This is a genomic window from Rhizobium sp. Root491 (assembly GCF_001427205.1).
GTDB lineage: Bacteria > Pseudomonadota > Alphaproteobacteria > Rhizobiales > Rhizobiaceae > Agrobacterium > Agrobacterium tumefaciens.
This window is the reverse complement of sequence record NZ_LMFF01000001.1, coordinates 302,899-320,593: the sequence shown is the minus strand read 5'-3', so window position 1 is coordinate 320,593 and position 17,695 is coordinate 302,899. Positions and strand designations below refer to the sequence as shown.

Genomic DNA, 17,695 nt, shown 5'->3' with positions numbered 1-17,695 from the left:
CCGGCCGGCAGACACGTTGTACGTGTTTGTTAATCATATTGATTTAGGCATTGTTGAGAATGCCGAAGAGAGTGGCTGGTAGGTAGAATGACAAAAAAATCCGTTTCCGAATCCGTATCGCGCCGTGCGCTTCTGCGCTCGGCTGTTTCCGTTGGTGTTGCCGCGCTTGCCGCGCCGGCCCTGGCGCAGAATGCGCTCAACGATCTCATGGGCTCATCGCGCCGCGGCAACTGGGATGACCAGTTCGACGCGAATTCGTCGCGTTCCGCCGTTGGCGTCGTTTCCAACAACCCGGTTCTCGGACGGGAAGCGCCTGTCTACATGCAGCAGGCGATCATGCAATATCAGCAGATCGTGCAGAATGGCGGCTGGCCGGACGTGCCCGTCACCCAGCAGCGTCTCCAGATCGGCGTTTCCGATCCTTCCGTTCAGGCGCTTCGCCAGCGATTGATGGTCTCCGGCGACCTGCCGCGCGAAGCTGGCATTTCCAGCGCCTTCGACTCTTACGTCGATGGTGCGTTGAAGCGCTTCCAGGCCCGCCACGGCCTTCCCGCCGATGGTGTCAGCGGCGAATACACGACCAAGGCGCTCAATGTTTCGGCCCAGATCCGTCTGGCGCAGTTGCAGACCAACCTCGTGCGCATTCAGTCCATGTCCGGCGATCTCGGCCAGCGTCACCTGATGGTGAACATTCCGGCCGCTGCCATCGAAGCGGTTGAGAATGAGCGCGTCGTCCTGCGCAACACCGCCGTCGTCGGTCGCGCCAGCCGCCCGACGCACGTCATCAATTCCAAGATTTACGAAGTCATCCTCAACCCTTACTGGACAGCGCCGCGCTCGATCGTCGAAAAGGACATCGTGCCGCTGATGCAGAAGGACCCGACCTATCTGGAGCGGAACAACATCCGCCTCATCGACGGCAAGGGACAGGAAGTTTCGCCGACGGCGGTCGACTGGTTTGCGCCAAAGGCACCGAACCTGATGTTCCGCCAGGACCCCGGCAAGATCAACGCCATGTCCTCGACGAAGATCAACTTCCACAATCCGAACAACGAATATATGCACGACACGCCGCAGCAGGGTCTGTTCAACAAGCTGATGCGGTTCGAATCGTCCGGCTGCGTGCGCGTACAGAACGTGCGCGACCTCACAAGCTGGCTGCTGCGCGACACGCCCGGCTGGTCGCGTCAGGAAATGGAACGCGTCATCGCCACCCGCGTCAACACACCGATCAAGCTGGCGCAGGAAGTGCCTGTCTATTTCGTCTACATCACCGCATGGTCGGCGAAGGACGGCGTGGTGCAGTTCCGCGACGACATCTATGAAAAGGACGGCAACGCCGAACTGGCACTCAACACCACCACCGGCATCGAACAGCCGGCTGGACCCGTCGACGACGACCTGTTGCCGCGCAACTGATCCGGCGCTGCCATCAGGTTTTTATATTTAAGTGAAAGGCCGCACCCCGTCGGGTGCGGCTTTTTTCATTTTCGCTGCTGGTTTTGAAAAAACAGCTGCCGTTTTTTGTCGCAACGTCGCAGTTTGACGGGCAAATCTCGCTGCCCGTATTGCTCTTGTTCGGGCAGGGCGCTAAGACGCCATCGCATTACTGTTTCAGGAGCCTTCACCATGTCGAACACAGATGCTTTCTTCTCCCGTCCGCTTGCCGAAGTCGATCCGGATATTTTCGGCGCGATCGAGAAGGAACTGGGTCGCCAGCGCCACGAGATCGAACTGATCGCCTCGGAAAACATCGTTTCCCGCGCTGTGCTTGAAGCGCAGGGTTCGATCATGACCAACAAATATGCCGAAGGTTATCCGGGCAAGCGTTATTACGGCGGCTGCCAGTTCGTAGACATTGCTGAAGAGCTTGCCATCGAGCGCGCCAAGAAGCTGTTCGGCGTCAACTTCGCCAACGTCCAGCCAAATTCCGGTTCGCAAATGAACCAGGCCGTGTTCCTCGCGCTGCTCCAGCCGGGCGACACCTTCATGGGTCTCGACCTGAACTCCGGAGGCCATCTGACGCACGGTTCGCCGGTCAACATGTCCGGCAAGTGGTTCAACGTCGTGTCTTACGGCGTGCGCGAAGGTGACAACCTGCTCGACATGGACGAGGTGGAGCGCAAGGCCAAGGAAACCCGGCCGAAGCTTATCCTTGCCGGCGGCACCGCCTATTCCCGTATCTGGGACTGGAAGCGCTTCCGCGAGATCGCCGATGAAGTCGGCGCCTATCTGATGGTCGATATGGCCCACATCGCTGGTCTCGTTGCCGGTGGCCAGCATCCGTCGCCGTTCCCGCATTGCCACGTTGCCACCACGACGACGCACAAGTCGTTGCGCGGCCCGCGTGGCGGCATGATCCTCACCAATGACGAGGATCTGGCCAAGAAGTTCAACTCCGCCGTTTTCCCCGGCCTGCAGGGCGGTCCGCTGATGCACGTCATCGCCGCAAAGGCAGTTGCCTTCGGTGAAGCTTTGCAGCCGGAATTCAAGGATTACGCCGCACAGGTCGTCAAGAACGCCAAGGCGCTTGCCGAAACGCTGATCGAAGGTGGTCTTGATGTCGTCTCCGGCGGCACTGACAACCACCTGATGCTGGTTGACCTTCGCAAGAAGAACGCCACCGGCAAGCGTGCTGAAGCAGCTCTCGGTCGCGCTTACGTCACCTGCAACAAGAACGGCATTCCTTTCGATCCGGAAAAGCCTTTCGTCACCTCGGGTGTGCGTCTCGGCACACCGGCCGGCACGACGCGCGGTTTCAAGGAAGCGGAATTCCGCGAAATCGGCAAGCTGATCGTCGAGGTGCTGGATGGTCTGAAGGTCGCCAACTCGGATGAGGGCAACGCTGCTGTTGAAGCTGCGGTGCGCGAAAAGGTCGTCGGCCTGACTGACCGTTTCCCGATGTATCCGTACATGTAAGGACGTAAAGAGATGCGCTGCCCATTTTGCGGTTCCGAAGACACACAGGTCAAGGACTCGCGTCCGGCGGAGGATAACACCTCCATCCGCCGGCGGCGCATCTGCCCCGATTGCGGCGGCCGCTTCACGACCTATGAGCGCGTGCAACTGCGCGAGCTGATGGTCATCAAGAAAAGCGGCCGCAAGCTGCCCTTCGACCGGGAAAAGCTGGTGCGATCCTTCGAGATCGCGCTACGCAAACGCCCGGTTGACCGGGACCGGATCGAGCGGGCCGTCTCGGGCATTGCTCGCCGTCTGGAAAGTTCCGGCGAGACGGAAATCCCCTCGGAAGAAATCGGCCTCCAGGTGCTTGAAGCGCTGAAGAGCCTCGATGACGTGGCCTTCGTACGTTACGCCTCGGTCTATCGCGATTTCAGTCATGCCGAGGATTTCGAGAACGTGATTGCCGAAATCAACGCCAAGATCGCCCGAGATACAGACGCCGGAGCATAGACGTGACGAGCCGCGCCGATGACGAAAAATTCATGGCCCGGGCAATCGAGGTTTCCCTGCGTCATCAGGGTCAAACCGAGACCAATCCCTCCGTCGGTTGCGTTCTCGTCAAGGACGGAAAAATCATCGCCGAAGCGGTGACCGCAATTGGCGGCCGCCCCCATGCCGAACGCCAGGCGCTGGAAATCGCCGGCGAAGCGGCGCGCGGCGCAACAGCCTATGTCACCCTTGAACCCTGCTCGCACTGGGGCAAGACGCCGCCCTGCGCTAATGCGCTGGTCGAATACGGCGTGGCCCGTGTCGTTGTGGCGGTTGACGACCCGGACGAGCGTGTTTCCGGTCGCGGTTACTCCATCCTGCGGGAGGCGGGCATTGTCGTGGAAACAGGCCTGCTGCGCGAACAAGGCAAGAGAGCGCTTGCGGGTTACCTCACACGCCAGGTTAAAAAACGCCCGCATGTGATTCTGAAGCTTGCCATTTCTGCCGATGGCATGATCGGCAGACAAGGGGAGGGACAGGTAGCGATCACCGGTCCGCAGGCCAGGCACGCCGTGCATGAACTGAGAGCGCGCTGCGATTGCATCCTCGTGGGCATCCGTACCGCGATAGCGGACGATCCGGAACTGACCGTTCGAATTGCAGGTCTCGAAGATCGTTCTCCGGTCCGAATCGTGCTTGATCGCAAATTTGAACTACCGTTGACGTCTAAGCTGGTGAAGACGGCGAGGGACTTGCCGGTTGTCGTTGCTGCGCTACCCCCCTCTGCCCTGCCGGGCATCTCCCCCTCAAGGGGGGAGATCGACTCGCCGCGACCGACTCGTTCAGATATTGAATCCGTTACTCATTCGCCCACCTTTGGTGTCGGAAAAAATGCTGCCCTATCGATCTCCCCTCGTGAGGGGGAGGTGCCCGGCAGGGCAGAGGGGGGTAGCCACGACCGTCGCCAACAACTGACCGACGCAGGCGTCGAAATCCTTCAAGCACCAACCATCGAGAACCTCCTTCACATTCTCGCTGAACGCGGCATGTCGGAACTTCTGGTCGAAGGCGGCGCTTTTGCCGCAAAATCGTTCCTTGAAGCCGATCTCGTGGACCGTATCATGCTGTTTGAAAGCCCGGTCGTGGTTGGTGAAGGCGGGATTGAAACGCCGCTAAGCCGTGCCGATATTCCGGGCGATTATGTTTTGGTCAGCGAAACCGCCTACGGGCCGGATCGCTGCTTCGATTATGAAAGGCCGCTTTGATGTTTACCGGAATTGTCACCGATGTTGGAACCGTGTCCGAGCTGGAAGCTCTGGCGGAAGGCATTCGTCTGCGGGTGGCGACCAATTACGATCCCAAGACCATCGATATGGGCGCATCGATCTCCCATGGCGGCGTCTGCCTGACGGTGACCAAACTGCCCGAAGACGGCAGCAACGAGCGCTGGTACGAGGTCGAGGCCTGGGAAGAGGCATTGCGCCTGACGACGATTGCGGGCTGGCAGAAGGGCACGCATGTCAATCTGGAGCGCGCCCTGAAGATTGGCGACGAGCTTGGCGGTCACATCGTTTCCGGCCATGTCGATGGCAAGGCGGAGATTCTGTCTGTCGAGCCGGAAGGTGAGGCGGTCCGTATCCGCCTGCGCGCGCCCGACCATCTGGCGAAATTCGTGGCGCCCAAGGGTTCCATTGCACTCGATGGCACTTCTCTGACCGTCAATGCGGTCGACGGAACGGATTTCGACGTGCTCTTGATCCGCCATACGCTCACCGTCACCACATGGGGTGAGCGCCAACCGGGTGATTTCGTCAATTTCGAAGTCGACACCATGGCGCGATATGCCGCAAGGCTTGCGGAGTTTCCCTCGGCGTAACAACGTTCGGCATCTATTGTGCTGAAATACACTCTCGGCCTTGAGCCTGTATCCGACTGGCCCAAATCCTTGGGCTGAAAAGACTCTTGCCGCCGCGCAGACGCGCGTTGACTGGATTATCTCTCAAGGCCGGAATGCCGGATAGACTTTACAGTCCTCCGCCATCGCGACAGATCAGTTGTTGTCCCGCACTCCGCTTTCGATTGACGCGCAAACACTATAAAGACGTCTTTAGGCCCAAACGGGGTAGGGGGATTACGACATGCCGTCTTTCGAACTGCTGACAGCCTTTTTCATCACCACCGCCCTGTTTGCCTTTATTCCCGGCCCGGCCATGCTTTATGCGGCGGCGCAGACCATGGCGCGCGGCCGGTTTGCCGGACTGATGGCGGTGCTTGGCATCCATGTCGGCTGCTATTTCCATATCGTCGCCTCTGCGGCGGGGCTTTCGGTGCTGTTCCAGGCGGTGCCGTGGCTTTATCTGGCCGTGAAGCTGTGTGGCGCGCTGTATCTCATCTGGCTCGGCTTCTCGATGCTGCGCAGCAAGCTTGAAGGTGAGGCCGTCAATCTGACCATCGAACCGAAATCGGCAAGGCGCGCCTTCATCGACAGCATCATCGTCGACGTGCTCAATCCGAAGACGGCGCTGTTCTTTCTGGCGTTTCTGCCGCAATTCGTTGATCCGGCGGCGGCCTTTCCGATCTGGCTGCAATTGCTGATCCTCGGTATTGCCGTCAATTTCATTTTTTCCTCCGCCGATCTGGTTGGCGTGCTTCTGGCGGGCGCGATGGTCGGGCGGCTCAAGCGCTCCAGCAGGGTGCAGGTGCTTGCCCGTCGCACTGCGGGAACGGTGCTGATGGGGCTTGGCGTGCATCTGGCTTTCCAGAAAACCTGATTTTCGTAAGCCGCGCCGGATAAGGCGAAAACCTGCGCAATTGTCTCGTAAACGGGGCCTCTTGCGCGGGTGACACATGAAATTACTTGCCAAAAACGGCCAGCCGTGGTTTGACCGCCGCAAAAGCCGGTATGATCCGGCCCGAACCTTTTCAGGAAAATCCCATGTCCAAACCCCATCTTCTTATCGTGGAAGCACGCTTTTACGACGATATGGCAGACGCTCTTCTCGAAGGCGCGAAGTTCGCGCTGGATGAGGCTGGCGCAACCTATGACGTCATCACCGTTCCCGGCGCGCTCGAAATCCCCGCTGCCATTGCCATGGCGCTGGATGGCGGCGACAACGAAGGCACGGAATATGATGGTTTCGTAGCGCTCGGCATGGTCATTCGTGGCGAGACCTACCACTTCGACATCGTTTCCAACGAATCCTCCCGCGCCCTGATGGATCTCGCCGTCAGCGAATCGCTGGCCATCGGCAACGGCATCCTCACCGTCGAAAACGACGATCAGGCATGGGCGCGTGTTCGCCGTTCTGACAAGGATAAGGGCGGTTTTGCGGCCCGCGCGGCGCTGACGATGATCGAGCTCAAGAAAAAACTGGGTGGCTGAACGCATGTCGGATGTTGAAAATGGCGGCGAACCGCGCCAGCCTTCGGTAAAGCCCGCCAACCAGCGTGGCGCTGCGCGCCTCGCGGCCGTGCAGGCACTTTATCAGATGGATGTCGGCGGCACCGGCGTGATGGAAGTCGTGGCGGAATACGAGGCACATCGTCTCGGTCAGGAAGTCGATGGCGATACCTATCTGAAGGCCGATCCTTCCTGGTTCCGTTCCATCGTGTCCGGCGTCGTCCGCGATCAGACGAAGATCGACCCACTGGTGCGCTCCGCACTTCTGGAAGACTGGCCGCTGTCGCGTCTTGATGCCACCGTTCGCGCTATCTTGCGTGCCGGCGCTTTTGAGATTCTGGAGCGCAAGGACGTGCCGGTCGCCGTCATCGTTACGGAATATGTCGAAATCGCCCGTGCTTTCTTCGAGCACGACGAGCCGAAGCTGGTGAACGCGGTTCTGGACCGCATTGCCAAGCAGGTACGCGGCGAGGCAAAACGCTAAAATACGTTAGGTGAGGAAGATATGAGCGCCGTTTCCGTCCCCGGACTTGAAGTTCAACTGGACGAGGCGAAGCGCAACGTCTTCCTCCTGACCGCCGCACAGGCGATCATGGGCTCGGCAGCACCTATGAGCTTCTCGGTTGGCGCGCTTGCCGGTTACCAGTTGCTCGGGGCTGACAAGTCGCTGGCAACGGCGCCGCTTACCGGTTTCAACATCGGCGTGGCGCTGGGCGCCATCTGCGTTGCCGCAGCATCGCGTTTTCTCGGCCGCAAGGCGGGTTTCATGGTCGGCGCGCTGATGTGCTCCATCGGCGGCGGCATTGCTGCCGTGGCACTCTTCCGCTCCGACTTCTGGCTGTTTGCGATCGGCCTACTGCTTATCGGCATTTCCGGCGGCTTCACGCAGAAAATCCGCTTCGCTGCTGCCGACGCGTCCCCCTCATTTTACAAGCCGAAAGCCATTTCCTGGATATTGGCGGGTGGCATCGTCTCGGCGATCATCGGGCCGCAGCTTGCCATTTTCGGCAAGGATGTCTTCGCACCGGTCACCTTCGCCGGTGCTTTCATCGCGCTGGTGCCGCTCGGCATCATCGCGATTGCCATTCTGGCATTCCTGAAATTGCCGGACCCGAAGGCCGCCTCTATCCACGCGCAGGCGGCACGGCCGTTGTCGGAAATCGTGCGCACGCACCGGTTTGTCACCGGCATGGTCTGCGGCATCGGTTCCTATGCGTTGATGACGTTCATGATGACCGGCGCGCCGCTCGCCATGGTGGTCGGCTGCGGGTTTCCCACCGAACTTGCGACGCTCGGCATCCAGTGGCACGTTCTCGCCATGTTCGGCCCAAGTTTCTTCACCGGTATGTTGATTGCGCGATTCGGCGCGGAAAAAATCGTTGCAGCCGGTCTCGTCGTGCTGATGGCCTGCGCCGTCGTCGCCCATATGGGCATCGAATTGTGGAACTTCTGGGCGGCGCTCATTCTCCTCGGTCTCGGCTGGAACTTCGGCTTCATCGGCGCTACCGCCATCATCACCTCCAGCTACCGCCCGCATGAGGCAGACAAGGTACAGGGCTTTCACGATATCGTGCTGTTCGGCACGGTAGCGCTGTCGTCCTTCTCTTCCGGCAAGGTGTTTACAGCCTGGGGCTGGTCGGTCATGAACCTCGTTATCTGGCCGGTTGCGGGGCTATGCCTCGTGCTGGTGGCGTCGCTGTTGCTGACCCCGCGCAGAAACGCCGCGTAAGATCGCCTTCGATCTCTACCCCTTTCATGTTTCAGGCAAATTTGTGGGCTTGACGCCACGCCTTTCGCCAACGCAATCTTGCCGCGCAGGTCATTTTTCCTTGGGAGGGGAAGAATGGCCACGACAGGACAGGCCGCGCATTTGATCGCTCCTGTCCTTGCACATGGTTCGCCACGCCGGGGAGGGAGTGAGACCCGGCCTTTTGGGAGGTAAGTGCGCATGACCGTAATACCCATAGTGATTTTATGTGGGGTCCTGTCCGTGGTTTACGCGGCATGGACGACCAGGAGCGTTCTCGCTGCCGATCAGGGCAACGAGCGTATGCGTGAAATAGCAGGTTTTATCCGTGAAGGTGCGCAGGCTTATCTCACCCGTCAATATCTCACCATCGCCATCGTCGGATTGATCGTCGCCGTTCTCGCCTGGTATCTGCTGTCGGCTCTCGCGGCCATCGGGTTCATCATCGGCGCCGTGCTTTCGGGTGCTGCCGGTTTCATCGGCATGCATGTCTCCGTCCGTGCCAATCTGCGCACCGCACAAGCCGCATCCCACAGCCTTGCCGCCGGTCTCGACATCGCATTCAAATCAGGCGCCATCACCGGCATGCTGGTAGCGGGCCTCGCGCTGCTTGGCGTGTCCATCTATTATTTCATCCTCACCTCGGTGCTCGGCCATGCACCCGGATCGCGTGAGGTGATTGACGCGCTGGTGTCGCTCGGTTTCGGCGCTTCGCTTATCTCCATCTTCGCCCGTCTCGGCGGTGGCATCTTCACCAAGGGTGCAGATGTCGGTGGCGATCTCGTCGGCAAGGTCGAAGCAGGCATTCCCGAGGACGATCCCCGCAACCCTGCAACCATCGCAGATAATGTCGGCGACAATGTCGGCGATTGCGCCGGAATGGCGGCCGACCTTTTCGAGACCTATGCCGTCTCGGTGGTCGCAACCATGGTGCTTGCGGCGATCTTCTTTGCCGGAACGCCGATACTGGAAAGCGCGATGGTCTATCCGCTGGCCATTTGCGGCGCCTGCATCCTGACCTCGATTGCCGGCACCTTCTTCGTCAAGCTCGGCACCAACAACTCCATCATGGGCGCCCTCTATAAAGGGCTGATTGCCACCGGTGTCTTCTCGATTGCGGGGCTTGCCGTGGCAACTTACGCGACCGTGGGCTGGGGTACCATCGGCGCGGTTGCCGGAATGGAGATTACCGGCACGAACCTCTTCCTGTGCGGGCTGGTCGGCCTTGTGGTGACGGCGCTGATCGTCGTCATCACCGAATATTATACCGGCACCAACAAACGCCCGGTCAATTCCATCGCACAGGCTTCGGTCACGGGCCACGGCACCAACGTCATCCAGGGTCTTGCAGTCTCGCTGGAATCGACGGCGCTGCCGGCGCTTGTCATCGTTGGCGGCATCATCGGCACCTACCAGCTCGGTGGCCTGTTCGGCACGGGCATCGCGGTCACCGCCATGCTTGGTCTGGCGGGCATGATCGTGGCGCTCGACGCCTTCGGTCCGGTGACTGACAATGCCGGCGGCATTGCCGAAATGGCCGGTCTCGACCCGGATGTACGTAAGGCGACCGACGCGCTGGATGCCGTCGGCAACACCACCAAGGCCGTCACGAAGGGCTATGCCATCGGTTCTGCCGGTCTCGGCGCGCTGGTGCTGTTTGCCGCCTATTCCAACGACCTGTCCTATTTCGCTGCCAATGGCGATACCTATCCTTACTTCAAGAATATCGGCGAAATATCCTTCAGCCTTGCCAATCCTTACGTCGTTGCCGGTCTGCTGTTCGGCGGCCTCATTCCGTATCTCTTTGGCGGTATCGCCATGACGGCGGTGGGCAAGGCGGCAAGCTCGATCGTCGAGGAAGTTCGCCGCCAGTTCCGCGAAAAGCCTGGCATCATGGCAGGAACGGAAAAACCGGACTACGGCAGGGCGGTCGATCTTTTGACCAAGGCGGCGATCAAGGAGATGATCATTCCATCGCTGCTGCCGGTTCTGGCGCCGCTCGTCGTTTATTTCGGCGTGCTGCTTATCTCAGGTTCCAAGGCCTCTGCCTTTGCCGCACTCGGTGCATCGCTGCTCGGCGTCATCATCAACGGCCTGTTCGTGGCGATTTCCATGACCTCCGGTGGTGGTGCGTGGGATAACGCCAAGAAAAGCTTCGAGGATGGCTTCATCGACAAGGACGGCGTGCGCCACGTCAAGGGTTCGGACGCCCACAAGGCGTCGGTTACGGGCGATACGGTGGGCGATCCCTACAAGGATACCGCCGGTCCGGCCGTCAACCCGGCTATCAAGATCACCAATATCGTGGCGCTGCTGCTATTGGCGGTTCTTGCCCACTGAAGGCTGAGGTTTCGACGAATGAAAAAGGCCCGGGGAGCGATCCCCGGGCCTTTGAATTTCCGTTCCGTCTTCCGATCAGGGGGTGTTGCCGCCCTGGCCGAGAATGCTCTTTGCGATATTGGCGCCCGAGGTGCCGCCGGACAGCAGCTGCTGCAGGAAGGTAAGATCCTTGCCGCCTGTCGGGGTGGTACGCGAAATCGTGTCGAAGACCTTGCCGTCCTGCAGCGCGTAATTGGCCTTACGCTCGATTACGCCGTCCTTGTTGAAATAGATCGCGAGAATGTTCTGTTCGACCAACGTCGGCTTCATGAAAGCGGCGCGGCGCACACGCTTCTGCGAGATGTAATAGAAAACCTCGTTGCCGAACGTCGCCGTGGTGGAGGGCGTGCCCATGGTCAGCAGAACCTGCTCGCGGCTGGAACCTTCCGGGATCAGCTGAAGCGACTGCTCGTCCATGACGTAGCCGTTGTGGAACACATCGGTGGTGCTGGTGCAGGCGGAAAGCAGGGTGGACGCGACGACGATTGCGATGGCGGTCTTGCCCAGAATTTTGCCGTGACTTGCGGATTTCTGCTTGCTCAACTGCTTTTCCCCGACTGCGATCATGAATGGCACCTTCCGGCATTGCGTGGTGCACAGTGTCTGTGCACATGATTGTGTCAATCCGGGGACGGAAAATCCCGATCACCCCCCAAATTCAACGCTTTCACGGCCTTTGGAAACTCCTCCGGTCTCTTAGACTGTTTCAGCCGAAAGACGAACGTGACCGCGACAGCATTGCAATTCGTGGATGCTTCGGTAAACCAGCTTTGGCGATCATGCAACAAGTGCGATAGGCGGGTGAGCGAATTCACCAGCCCCGTTCGGAAAAAAACGATGATATTCGGGCTGTTCAGACAGAAAAACAACAACCGCGCCATAGTAGACCGGCAATATGCGATCCTGACGGCTGCGGCCCGCACGCCCGCTTTTTATCTTGATCTCGGCGTTCCGGACACGGTGATGGGCCGCTTCGAGATGCTGTCGATCATCATGATTCTCTATTTCCGCCGCACCAAATCCTCCGGTGTGAGCGGGCAGGAAATCGCCCAGGAGATCGTCGACGCCTTTTTTCAGGATATCGACCATTCCATCCGTGAGCTCGGCATTGGCGACCAGGGCGTGCCGAAGCGCATGAAGAAATTTGCCGGTATGTTCTACGGGCGGCTCGAATCCTATGCGGCGGCGCTGGATGCATCCGACCCCGTTGCCCTTGCCGCAGCGCTCCGGCGCAATATATACCCCCAGACAGATGAGAAAGCACCGGAACTGGACGGGCTTGCGGGCTGGATGATGGAGGCGTCTTCCAACCTTTCCGCAGGCTCCGAAGAAACGATAGCAACCGGAAGCCTGAAGCTGCCTTTGCCTGGACTATGAGGTTTACGATGAACGCGCGACACGCCGCAAATGACGATCTGCCTTTTTCCTACCCCGTAAAGGTAGGCCATATTTCCGCCAATCCGGTGAGGATTGGTCTTGAAGCCAATGCCGAGGAACTGAAGGCACTGGCGAAATTCTGGGATGTGGTTTCCGTCGAATATCTGAAGGCGGAACTGCAGGTTACCCGCTGGAAGAGGGATGGCGTGAAGATCAAGGGCGAGGTGCATGCGGCCGTGACCCAGGCCTGCGTCGTGACGCTGGAGCCGGTTTCCAGCAAGATCGACGAGAGCGTCGAGCATATTTTCGTGCCGGAAGGATCGAAGCTGGCGCGGATGGTCACCAATGAGGAAGGGGAGATCGTACTCGATCCCAATGGCCCTGACATTCCCGACCAGTTCACCGGCGACAGCATTGATGTTGGCGCGACTGTTGCGGAATTCGCAGCCCTTGCGATCGATCCCTATCCGCGCAAATCGGATATCGAATTTACCGATACGACCGAAAATGAGCCTGAAGAAGAAAAGCGTCCGTCGCCTTTCGCCGTGTTGAAAGACTGGAAAAAAGACTGAATGCGCCGCCGGGCTGAAATAATTTTATTGTAACACAGGCCGGAACAGGTATTTTCGCGCAAAATCCGCTTGAGTGGCGGCAAAAAGGATAAGGGACGAGTGATCAGAATAGCGATTGACGTCATGGGTGGCGATTTCGGCCCTGATGTTGCCATACCCGGTGCCGCCAAGGCGCTTGAACGGCACAACGATGTGACTTTTCTGCTCTACGGGCAGAAAAGCAAGTGCGACCCCATTCTGGCACAATATCCCGCACTTCGGGAAAAGTCGGTCTTTCACGATTGTGAAATCTCGGTCGCCATGGACGAAAAGCCAAGTCAGGCGCTTCGTCGTGGCCGCTATGTCTCCAGCATGTGGCGCGCCATCGAGGCCGTGAAGCTCGGTGAAGCGGACGTCGTCGTATCCGCCGGCAATACCGGCGCGCTGATGGCCATGGCCAAATTCTGTTTGCGCACCATGGCGCGGGTGGAACGCCCGGCCATCGCCGGCATATGGCCGACGCTGAAAGGCGAAAGCATCGTGCTCGATGTTGGCGCCACGATTGGCGCCGATTCCCAGCAATTGCTCGATTTTGCCCTGATGGGCGGCGCCATGGCGCGTGCGCTTTTCGATATCGACCGTCCGACCGTCGGTTTGCTGAATGTCGGTGTCGAGGAGGTGAAGGGTCAGGAAGAGGTGCGTGAAGCCGGACGGCTGATCCGCGAGGCCGATCTAGGCACCATCGATTACCGCGGTTTCGTCGAGGGTGACGACATTGGCAAGGGCACGGTGGATGTGGTGGTGACCGAAGGTTTCACCGGCAACATTGCACTCAAAGCCGCCGAAGGCACGGCGCGCCAGATCACCACGCTTCTGCGTGAGGCGATCTCCCGCAGCTTCTTTGCCAAGATCGGTTATATTCTCGCGAAAAGCGCTTTCGATGTGCTGCGAGAAAAAATGGACCCGCGCAAGGTCAATGGCGGCGTGTTTCTCGGCCTGAACGGCATTGTCATCAAAAGCCATGGCGGCACGGATGCCATCGGTTTTGCCTCCGCGGTCGATGTCGGCTACGACATGGTCCATAACGGTCTTACGGCAAAAATTGAAAACGATCTGAAGATTTACCACGCAAGACGGCTTCCGCCCCCGGCGCCCGAAGCTCTCGTGGCTGACGAGGAATAAGGGAATGATCCGCTCTATCGTACGTGGTTTCGGGGCAGCGCTTCCGAAGCGTGTCATGACCAATAGTGAAATCGAAGGGGTCGTAGAGACTTCCGATGAATGGATCGTGCAGCGCACGGGCATTCGTCAGCGCTACATAGCGGGAGAAGGCGAGACCACCGCTTCGCTCGGCGAGGCTGCGGCGCGTGCGGCGCTCGACAATGCCGGCCTGACGCCCGATGACATCGACCTCATCATTCTGGCAACCTCGACACCGGACAATACATTTCCGGCAACGGCGGTAAACATCCAGAACCGTCTCGGCATGACCCACGGTTTCGCCTTCGACATGCAGGCCGTCTGCTCCGGCTTCGTCTATGCCGTGGCCACCGCCGATCTTTACATTCGCGGCGGCATGGCCAAGCGCGTGCTGGTGATCGGCGCCGAAACATTCTCGCGCATTCTCGACTGGAAGGACCGCACCACCTGCGTTCTGTTCGGTGATGGTGCAGGCGCACTCGTAATCGAGGCAGGGGAAGGCGAGGGTACTTCCAGCGATCGTGGCATCCTCACCTCGCAGCTGCGCTCCGACGGTTCGCACAAGGACAAGCTTTACGTCGATGGTGGACCTTCCACGACCGGCACGGTCGGCCATCTGCGTATGGAAGGCCGGGAAGTGTTCAAGCACGCTGTCGGCATGATCACCGACGTCATCGAACAGGCTTTCGAGGCGACAGGCACGACGGCTGATGATCTCGACTGGCTCGTTCCGCATCAGGCCAACAAGCGCATCATCGACGGATCGGCGAAAAAGCTCAATATCGATCCGGAAAAAGTCGTCATCACCGTCGATAAGCACGGCAATACGTCGGCCGCATCCATTCCGCTGGCGCTTGCCGTTGCGGCCAGTGACGGACGCATCAAGAAAGGCGATCTGGTCATGCTGGAAGCCATGGGCGGCGGTTTCACCTGGGGCGCAGTGCTGCTGCGCTGGTAACGGCAAATTTTAGCGTTTACCGGGGCGCTGGCACAAAATCGGTTGTGATTTTTGCGGCAGTACCCCGTTCAAACGTGCTGAAGCGACCCCCGCGTGCGGCAAAACCGCGTCAGTCGCTCTAAGCCATTGCACTGATTGCCGAAAGCCTCAAATGAATCTGGAACAATCCCTTGACCGGTCGCCACAAGGGAAATAATCTCGGCGGCTCCTAGAGAAAAATTCAGACACGGTTTGTGGGGAAAAATGGCCGGGAAGACAGTGACACGCGCAGATCTTGCAGAATCTGTGTTTCGTAAAGTCGGGCTGTCCCGCACCGAATCCGCCGAACTGGTCGAAACGATCATCGACGAGATTTGTAATGCGATCACGCGCGGCGAGGTCGTCAAGCTCTCGTCCTTCGCGACATTTCAGATCAGGGAAAAGAACGAGCGTATCGGCCGCAACCCGAAAACGGGTGAGGAAGTTCCGATTTCGCCACGCCGCGTCATGACCTTCAAGGCGTCAAACGTGCTGAAACAGCGAATCCTGAAGGCGCATACGGCTCGCAAGACCAAGCAAAAGGGTCAGAAAGCCGGGGCGTAAGCCGGCTGTAACACGGGTTTTTTGCCGCATGGCAAGCCTTTATCCCCATTCTTCTTGTGAACATGCTTGAATTTCGACGTGCAAGCCGTTGAAATCTGGTCGACTCACATCATAATCAATTTTAGATAAATGGTATCTTGCCGCCACGGGCATCGGTGCGAGGATCGGGTTCGATTTTTCGCAATACATGATGCACGGTATCGGCTGGTGAAAAGCGTTCTTGTTCAGTGTCCGGCTGGGTGCATGGCGCTCAAGGTCCGGATGGGAGTGGAAGTTTGGACAAAAGCCCCGACGCGTTTCGGACGATCAGTGAAGTGGCGGATGAGCTGAACCTGCCGCAGCACGTGCTGCGTTTCTGGGAAACGCGCTTTCCGCAGATCAAGCCGATGAAACGGGGTGGGGGCCGCCGTTATTACCGCCCTGATGATATCGATCTCCTCAAGGGCATTCGTCATCTTCTTTATGACCACGGCTACACCATCAAAGGCGTGCAGAAACTTCTGAAAACCAACGGAAACCGTTTCGTGGCGGCAATCGCGTCGGGCGATCTTGCTACCATGGAAGCCATCATGGCAGCGAGCGGCGAAAAGGAAGTTGCCGAACCGCGCGTGCTGGATCCGGACGGAGACGAGGTCGTCGGCCGCCCGAAAGCCAAGCCGAGCGGCCGATTTTTCGGCTTCGGTGGCGGTAACAGCGATACCGAGATATCGGTCGGCAAATCTGGCATCGGCAAGGATGACCAAGCGCTGTTGCAGGAGGCGCTGTTCGATCTTCTCGAATGCAAGCGGCTGCTTGATCAGGTTCGCTGATCGCTTATCCACAACTCTGTTCGAGCATTTTCAGGAAAAGCGAAGGCGCTCTGGAATGCCAACCTTTCAGAAACTCTCTTGACCGATAATGCGGCTCCGTAAAAAGGAGTCTGATCGTGAGCAATCGAAAACCGACAACGCGACGCCGTACGGCGAAGAAATCGGCCGGCGGCAGCGTTTGGCCCTGGGTGCTGATGCTGGGCGTCGTGGCTGGCGGCATTCAGGCTTACGAACATCGCGACAGTCTTATGCCGCAGCGGCATGTCGCGAAGGCAACATCCACGACTACAAATTCCCCCAAGATCGCCGTAGCCGCCAAACGCGAGACGGCCGCACCGGAGAAGGTGGCGGCCATCCGCCCCGCATCGCCGGTTTCACCGATCAATGGTCCGGTGCCGCCACGCTCGATTGCCATGCCGCCTGCGGCACAGCAGAGCCAGGTTGCCGCTATCCTGCCGGAAACACGCCCTTCGGTCGAAAAAGTCTCGCTGGGAGAAAAAAGCGGCGCCTTTGCCTTTTGCGGTCGCTCAGGTCTCACCAATTGCGTGGCCGATGGCAATACCTTCTGGATGAAGGGCGTGAAAATGCAGCTCGCCGGCATCGAGGTCCCGCAGATCGACCGGGCGCGATGCATGGAAGAGCGTCAGCGCGGTTTCATTGCCAAGGTGCGGTTGCGGGATATGCTGAATGCCGGCGCATTCGATGTGGCGTCGTCGGCAACAGCCGGCGGGCAAGCCATGGAACGCAAACGGATTTCACGTTCGGGCGTATCCTTTGCCGATCAACTCGTGCGGGAAGGCCTGGCTCATCCGGTCTCGGCAAAAAATCAGTCCTGGTGTGGCTAAGGCCCGGTTGACCGAAACGGTGCGGCCTGTGTAGATGTGGCGCTGTTGGTGCTTGGGGTCAGGGTCTCGTTCGATCCTGCGCCTGAGGAATGACAAGGCAATTTTGTAGCGCCGGGGCCTGTTGGCACGCGGTGCGACAATGCGGACGTGGCGAAATCGGTAGACGCAGCAGACTTAAAATCTGCCGACCATTGGTCTTGCGGGTTCAAGTCCCGCCGTCCGCACCATTTCCATCTCCAATTAAAAGATTTCTCTGCCGTTTTCCTGCGACATGCGGGCATTCAGGATGGATTCTGCGCCAGGATAGTCGATATCCGGGCAATCGATTGCATCATGACGGATGAGTCAGCCTAAAAAATGGGCTTGTTCACGCTCGCGGCATTTCTCCGTGAAAATCATCCAAAAGAGCCTATTGACCTTGCCACGATGGGAAGCCCTATCTTTTTTTTGTAAAGAG

At 58.9% G+C, this 17,695-nt stretch carries 18 protein-coding genes and 1 tRNA gene; 18 read left to right on the top strand and 1 reads right to left on the bottom strand.

The features are described from left to right. Positions 1 to 87: 87 nt before the first annotated feature. From ASD46_RS01635 to ASD46_RS01590, 10 genes are all read left to right on the top strand, one after another. Positions 88 to 1,419 (top strand): L,D-transpeptidase family protein, encoded by a 1,332-nt coding sequence (locus ASD46_RS01635; protein WP_003512501.1) that lies wholly within the window; start codon positions 88 to 90, stop codon positions 1,417 to 1,419. Between the two features lie 210 nt (positions 1,420 to 1,629). Further along, positions 1,630 to 2,919, top strand: coding sequence for a serine hydroxymethyltransferase (gene glyA, locus ASD46_RS01630; RefSeq protein ID WP_003512506.1), 1,290 nt, complete (start codon positions 1,630 to 1,632; stop codon positions 2,917 to 2,919). A gap of 12 nt (positions 2,920 to 2,931) precedes the next feature. Then, the gene (gene nrdR / locus ASD46_RS01625) at positions 2,932 to 3,411 is read left to right on the top strand and encodes a transcriptional regulator NrdR (protein ID WP_003512508.1); all 480 of its coding nucleotides are present in this window, start codon (positions 2,932 to 2,934) and stop codon (positions 3,409 to 3,411) included. Between the two features lie 2 nt (positions 3,412 to 3,413). After that, complete coding sequence (gene ribD / locus ASD46_RS01620; protein ID WP_025593083.1) at positions 3,414 to 4,655, top strand: bifunctional diaminohydroxyphosphoribosylaminopyrimidine deaminase/5-amino-6-(5-phosphoribosylamino)uracil reductase RibD; 1,242 nt, start codon at positions 3,414 to 3,416, stop codon at positions 4,653 to 4,655. Next, on the top strand, positions 4,655 to 5,266 hold the full coding sequence (locus ASD46_RS01615; RefSeq protein WP_003512512.1) for a riboflavin synthase: 612 nt from the start codon (positions 4,655 to 4,657) through the stop codon (positions 5,264 to 5,266). The genes ribD and ASD46_RS01615 overlap by 1 nt, the downstream gene beginning before the upstream one ends. A 262-nt stretch (positions 5,267 to 5,528) precedes the next feature. After that, positions 5,529 to 6,161, top strand: coding sequence for a LysE family translocator (locus ASD46_RS01610; protein ID WP_035198110.1), 633 nt, complete (start codon positions 5,529 to 5,531; stop codon positions 6,159 to 6,161). A gap of 164 nt (positions 6,162 to 6,325) precedes the next feature. Beyond that, positions 6,326 to 6,772 (top strand): 6,7-dimethyl-8-ribityllumazine synthase, encoded by a 447-nt coding sequence (gene ribH, locus ASD46_RS01605; RefSeq protein ID WP_025593086.1) that lies wholly within the window; start codon positions 6,326 to 6,328, stop codon positions 6,770 to 6,772. Between the two features lie 4 nt (positions 6,773 to 6,776). Continuing rightward, positions 6,777 to 7,274, top strand: coding sequence for a transcription antitermination factor NusB (gene nusB / locus ASD46_RS01600; RefSeq protein WP_013635887.1), 498 nt, complete (start codon positions 6,777 to 6,779; stop codon positions 7,272 to 7,274). A 21-nt stretch (positions 7,275 to 7,295) separates the two neighbouring features. Further along, a complete protein-coding gene (locus tag ASD46_RS01595; RefSeq protein WP_025593088.1) occupies positions 7,296 to 8,519 on the top strand; it encodes an MFS transporter in 1,224 nt (407 codons plus the stop codon). A 219-nt stretch (positions 8,520 to 8,738) separates the two neighbouring features. Beyond that, positions 8,739 to 10,877 carry a sodium-translocating pyrophosphatase gene (locus tag ASD46_RS01590; RefSeq protein WP_025593089.1) on the top strand — a complete coding sequence of 713 codons (2,139 nt, stop codon included), beginning with the start codon at positions 8,739 to 8,741 and terminating at the stop codon, positions 10,875 to 10,877. Between the two features lie 75 nt (positions 10,878 to 10,952). On the opposite strand, the gene ASD46_RS01585 is transcribed toward ASD46_RS01590, so the two are convergent. Further along, positions 10,953 to 11,483 carry an outer membrane protein assembly factor BamE gene (locus tag ASD46_RS01585; RefSeq protein WP_003512524.1) on the bottom strand — a complete coding sequence of 177 codons (531 nt, stop codon included), beginning with the start codon at positions 11,481 to 11,483 and terminating at the stop codon, positions 10,953 to 10,955. Between the two features lie 270 nt (positions 11,484 to 11,753). Between ASD46_RS01585 and ASD46_RS01580 the strand changes: the two genes are divergently transcribed. The 8 genes from ASD46_RS01580 (at position 11,754) to ASD46_RS01545 (ending at position 17,465) form a co-directional block, all read left to right on the top strand. Beyond that, positions 11,754 to 12,293 (top strand): ubiquinol-cytochrome C chaperone family protein, encoded by a 540-nt coding sequence (locus tag ASD46_RS01580; protein ID WP_003512525.1) that lies wholly within the window; start codon positions 11,754 to 11,756, stop codon positions 12,291 to 12,293. Positions 12,294 to 12,301: 8 nt separating this feature from the next. Next, the gene (locus tag ASD46_RS01575) at positions 12,302 to 12,865 is read left to right on the top strand and encodes a YceD family protein (protein ID WP_025593091.1); all 564 of its coding nucleotides are present in this window, start codon (positions 12,302 to 12,304) and stop codon (positions 12,863 to 12,865) included. Positions 12,866 to 12,964: 99 nt separating this feature from the next. Further along, positions 12,965 to 14,026, top strand: coding sequence for a phosphate acyltransferase PlsX (gene plsX, locus ASD46_RS01570; RefSeq protein ID WP_003512528.1), 1,062 nt, complete (start codon positions 12,965 to 12,967; stop codon positions 14,024 to 14,026). 4 nt (positions 14,027 to 14,030) lie between these two features. Beyond that, positions 14,031 to 15,002, top strand: coding sequence for a beta-ketoacyl-ACP synthase III (locus ASD46_RS01565; protein WP_003512529.1), 972 nt, complete (start codon positions 14,031 to 14,033; stop codon positions 15,000 to 15,002). Between the two features lie 243 nt (positions 15,003 to 15,245). Next, positions 15,246 to 15,584 (top strand): integration host factor subunit alpha, encoded by a 339-nt coding sequence (locus ASD46_RS01560; RefSeq protein WP_003512530.1) that lies wholly within the window; start codon positions 15,246 to 15,248, stop codon positions 15,582 to 15,584. A 275-nt stretch (positions 15,585 to 15,859) separates the two neighbouring features. After that, positions 15,860 to 16,393 carry a MerR family transcriptional regulator gene (locus tag ASD46_RS01555; protein WP_003512531.1) on the top strand — a complete coding sequence of 178 codons (534 nt, stop codon included), beginning with the start codon at positions 15,860 to 15,862 and terminating at the stop codon, positions 16,391 to 16,393. 116 nt (positions 16,394 to 16,509) lie between these two features. After that, positions 16,510 to 17,238, top strand: coding sequence for a hypothetical protein (locus ASD46_RS01550; protein ID WP_013635890.1), 729 nt, complete (start codon positions 16,510 to 16,512; stop codon positions 17,236 to 17,238). Positions 17,239 to 17,379: 141 nt separating this feature from the next. Then, positions 17,380 to 17,465 (top strand) — tRNA-Leu (locus tag ASD46_RS01545). Positions 17,466 to 17,695: the final 230 nt, after the last annotated feature.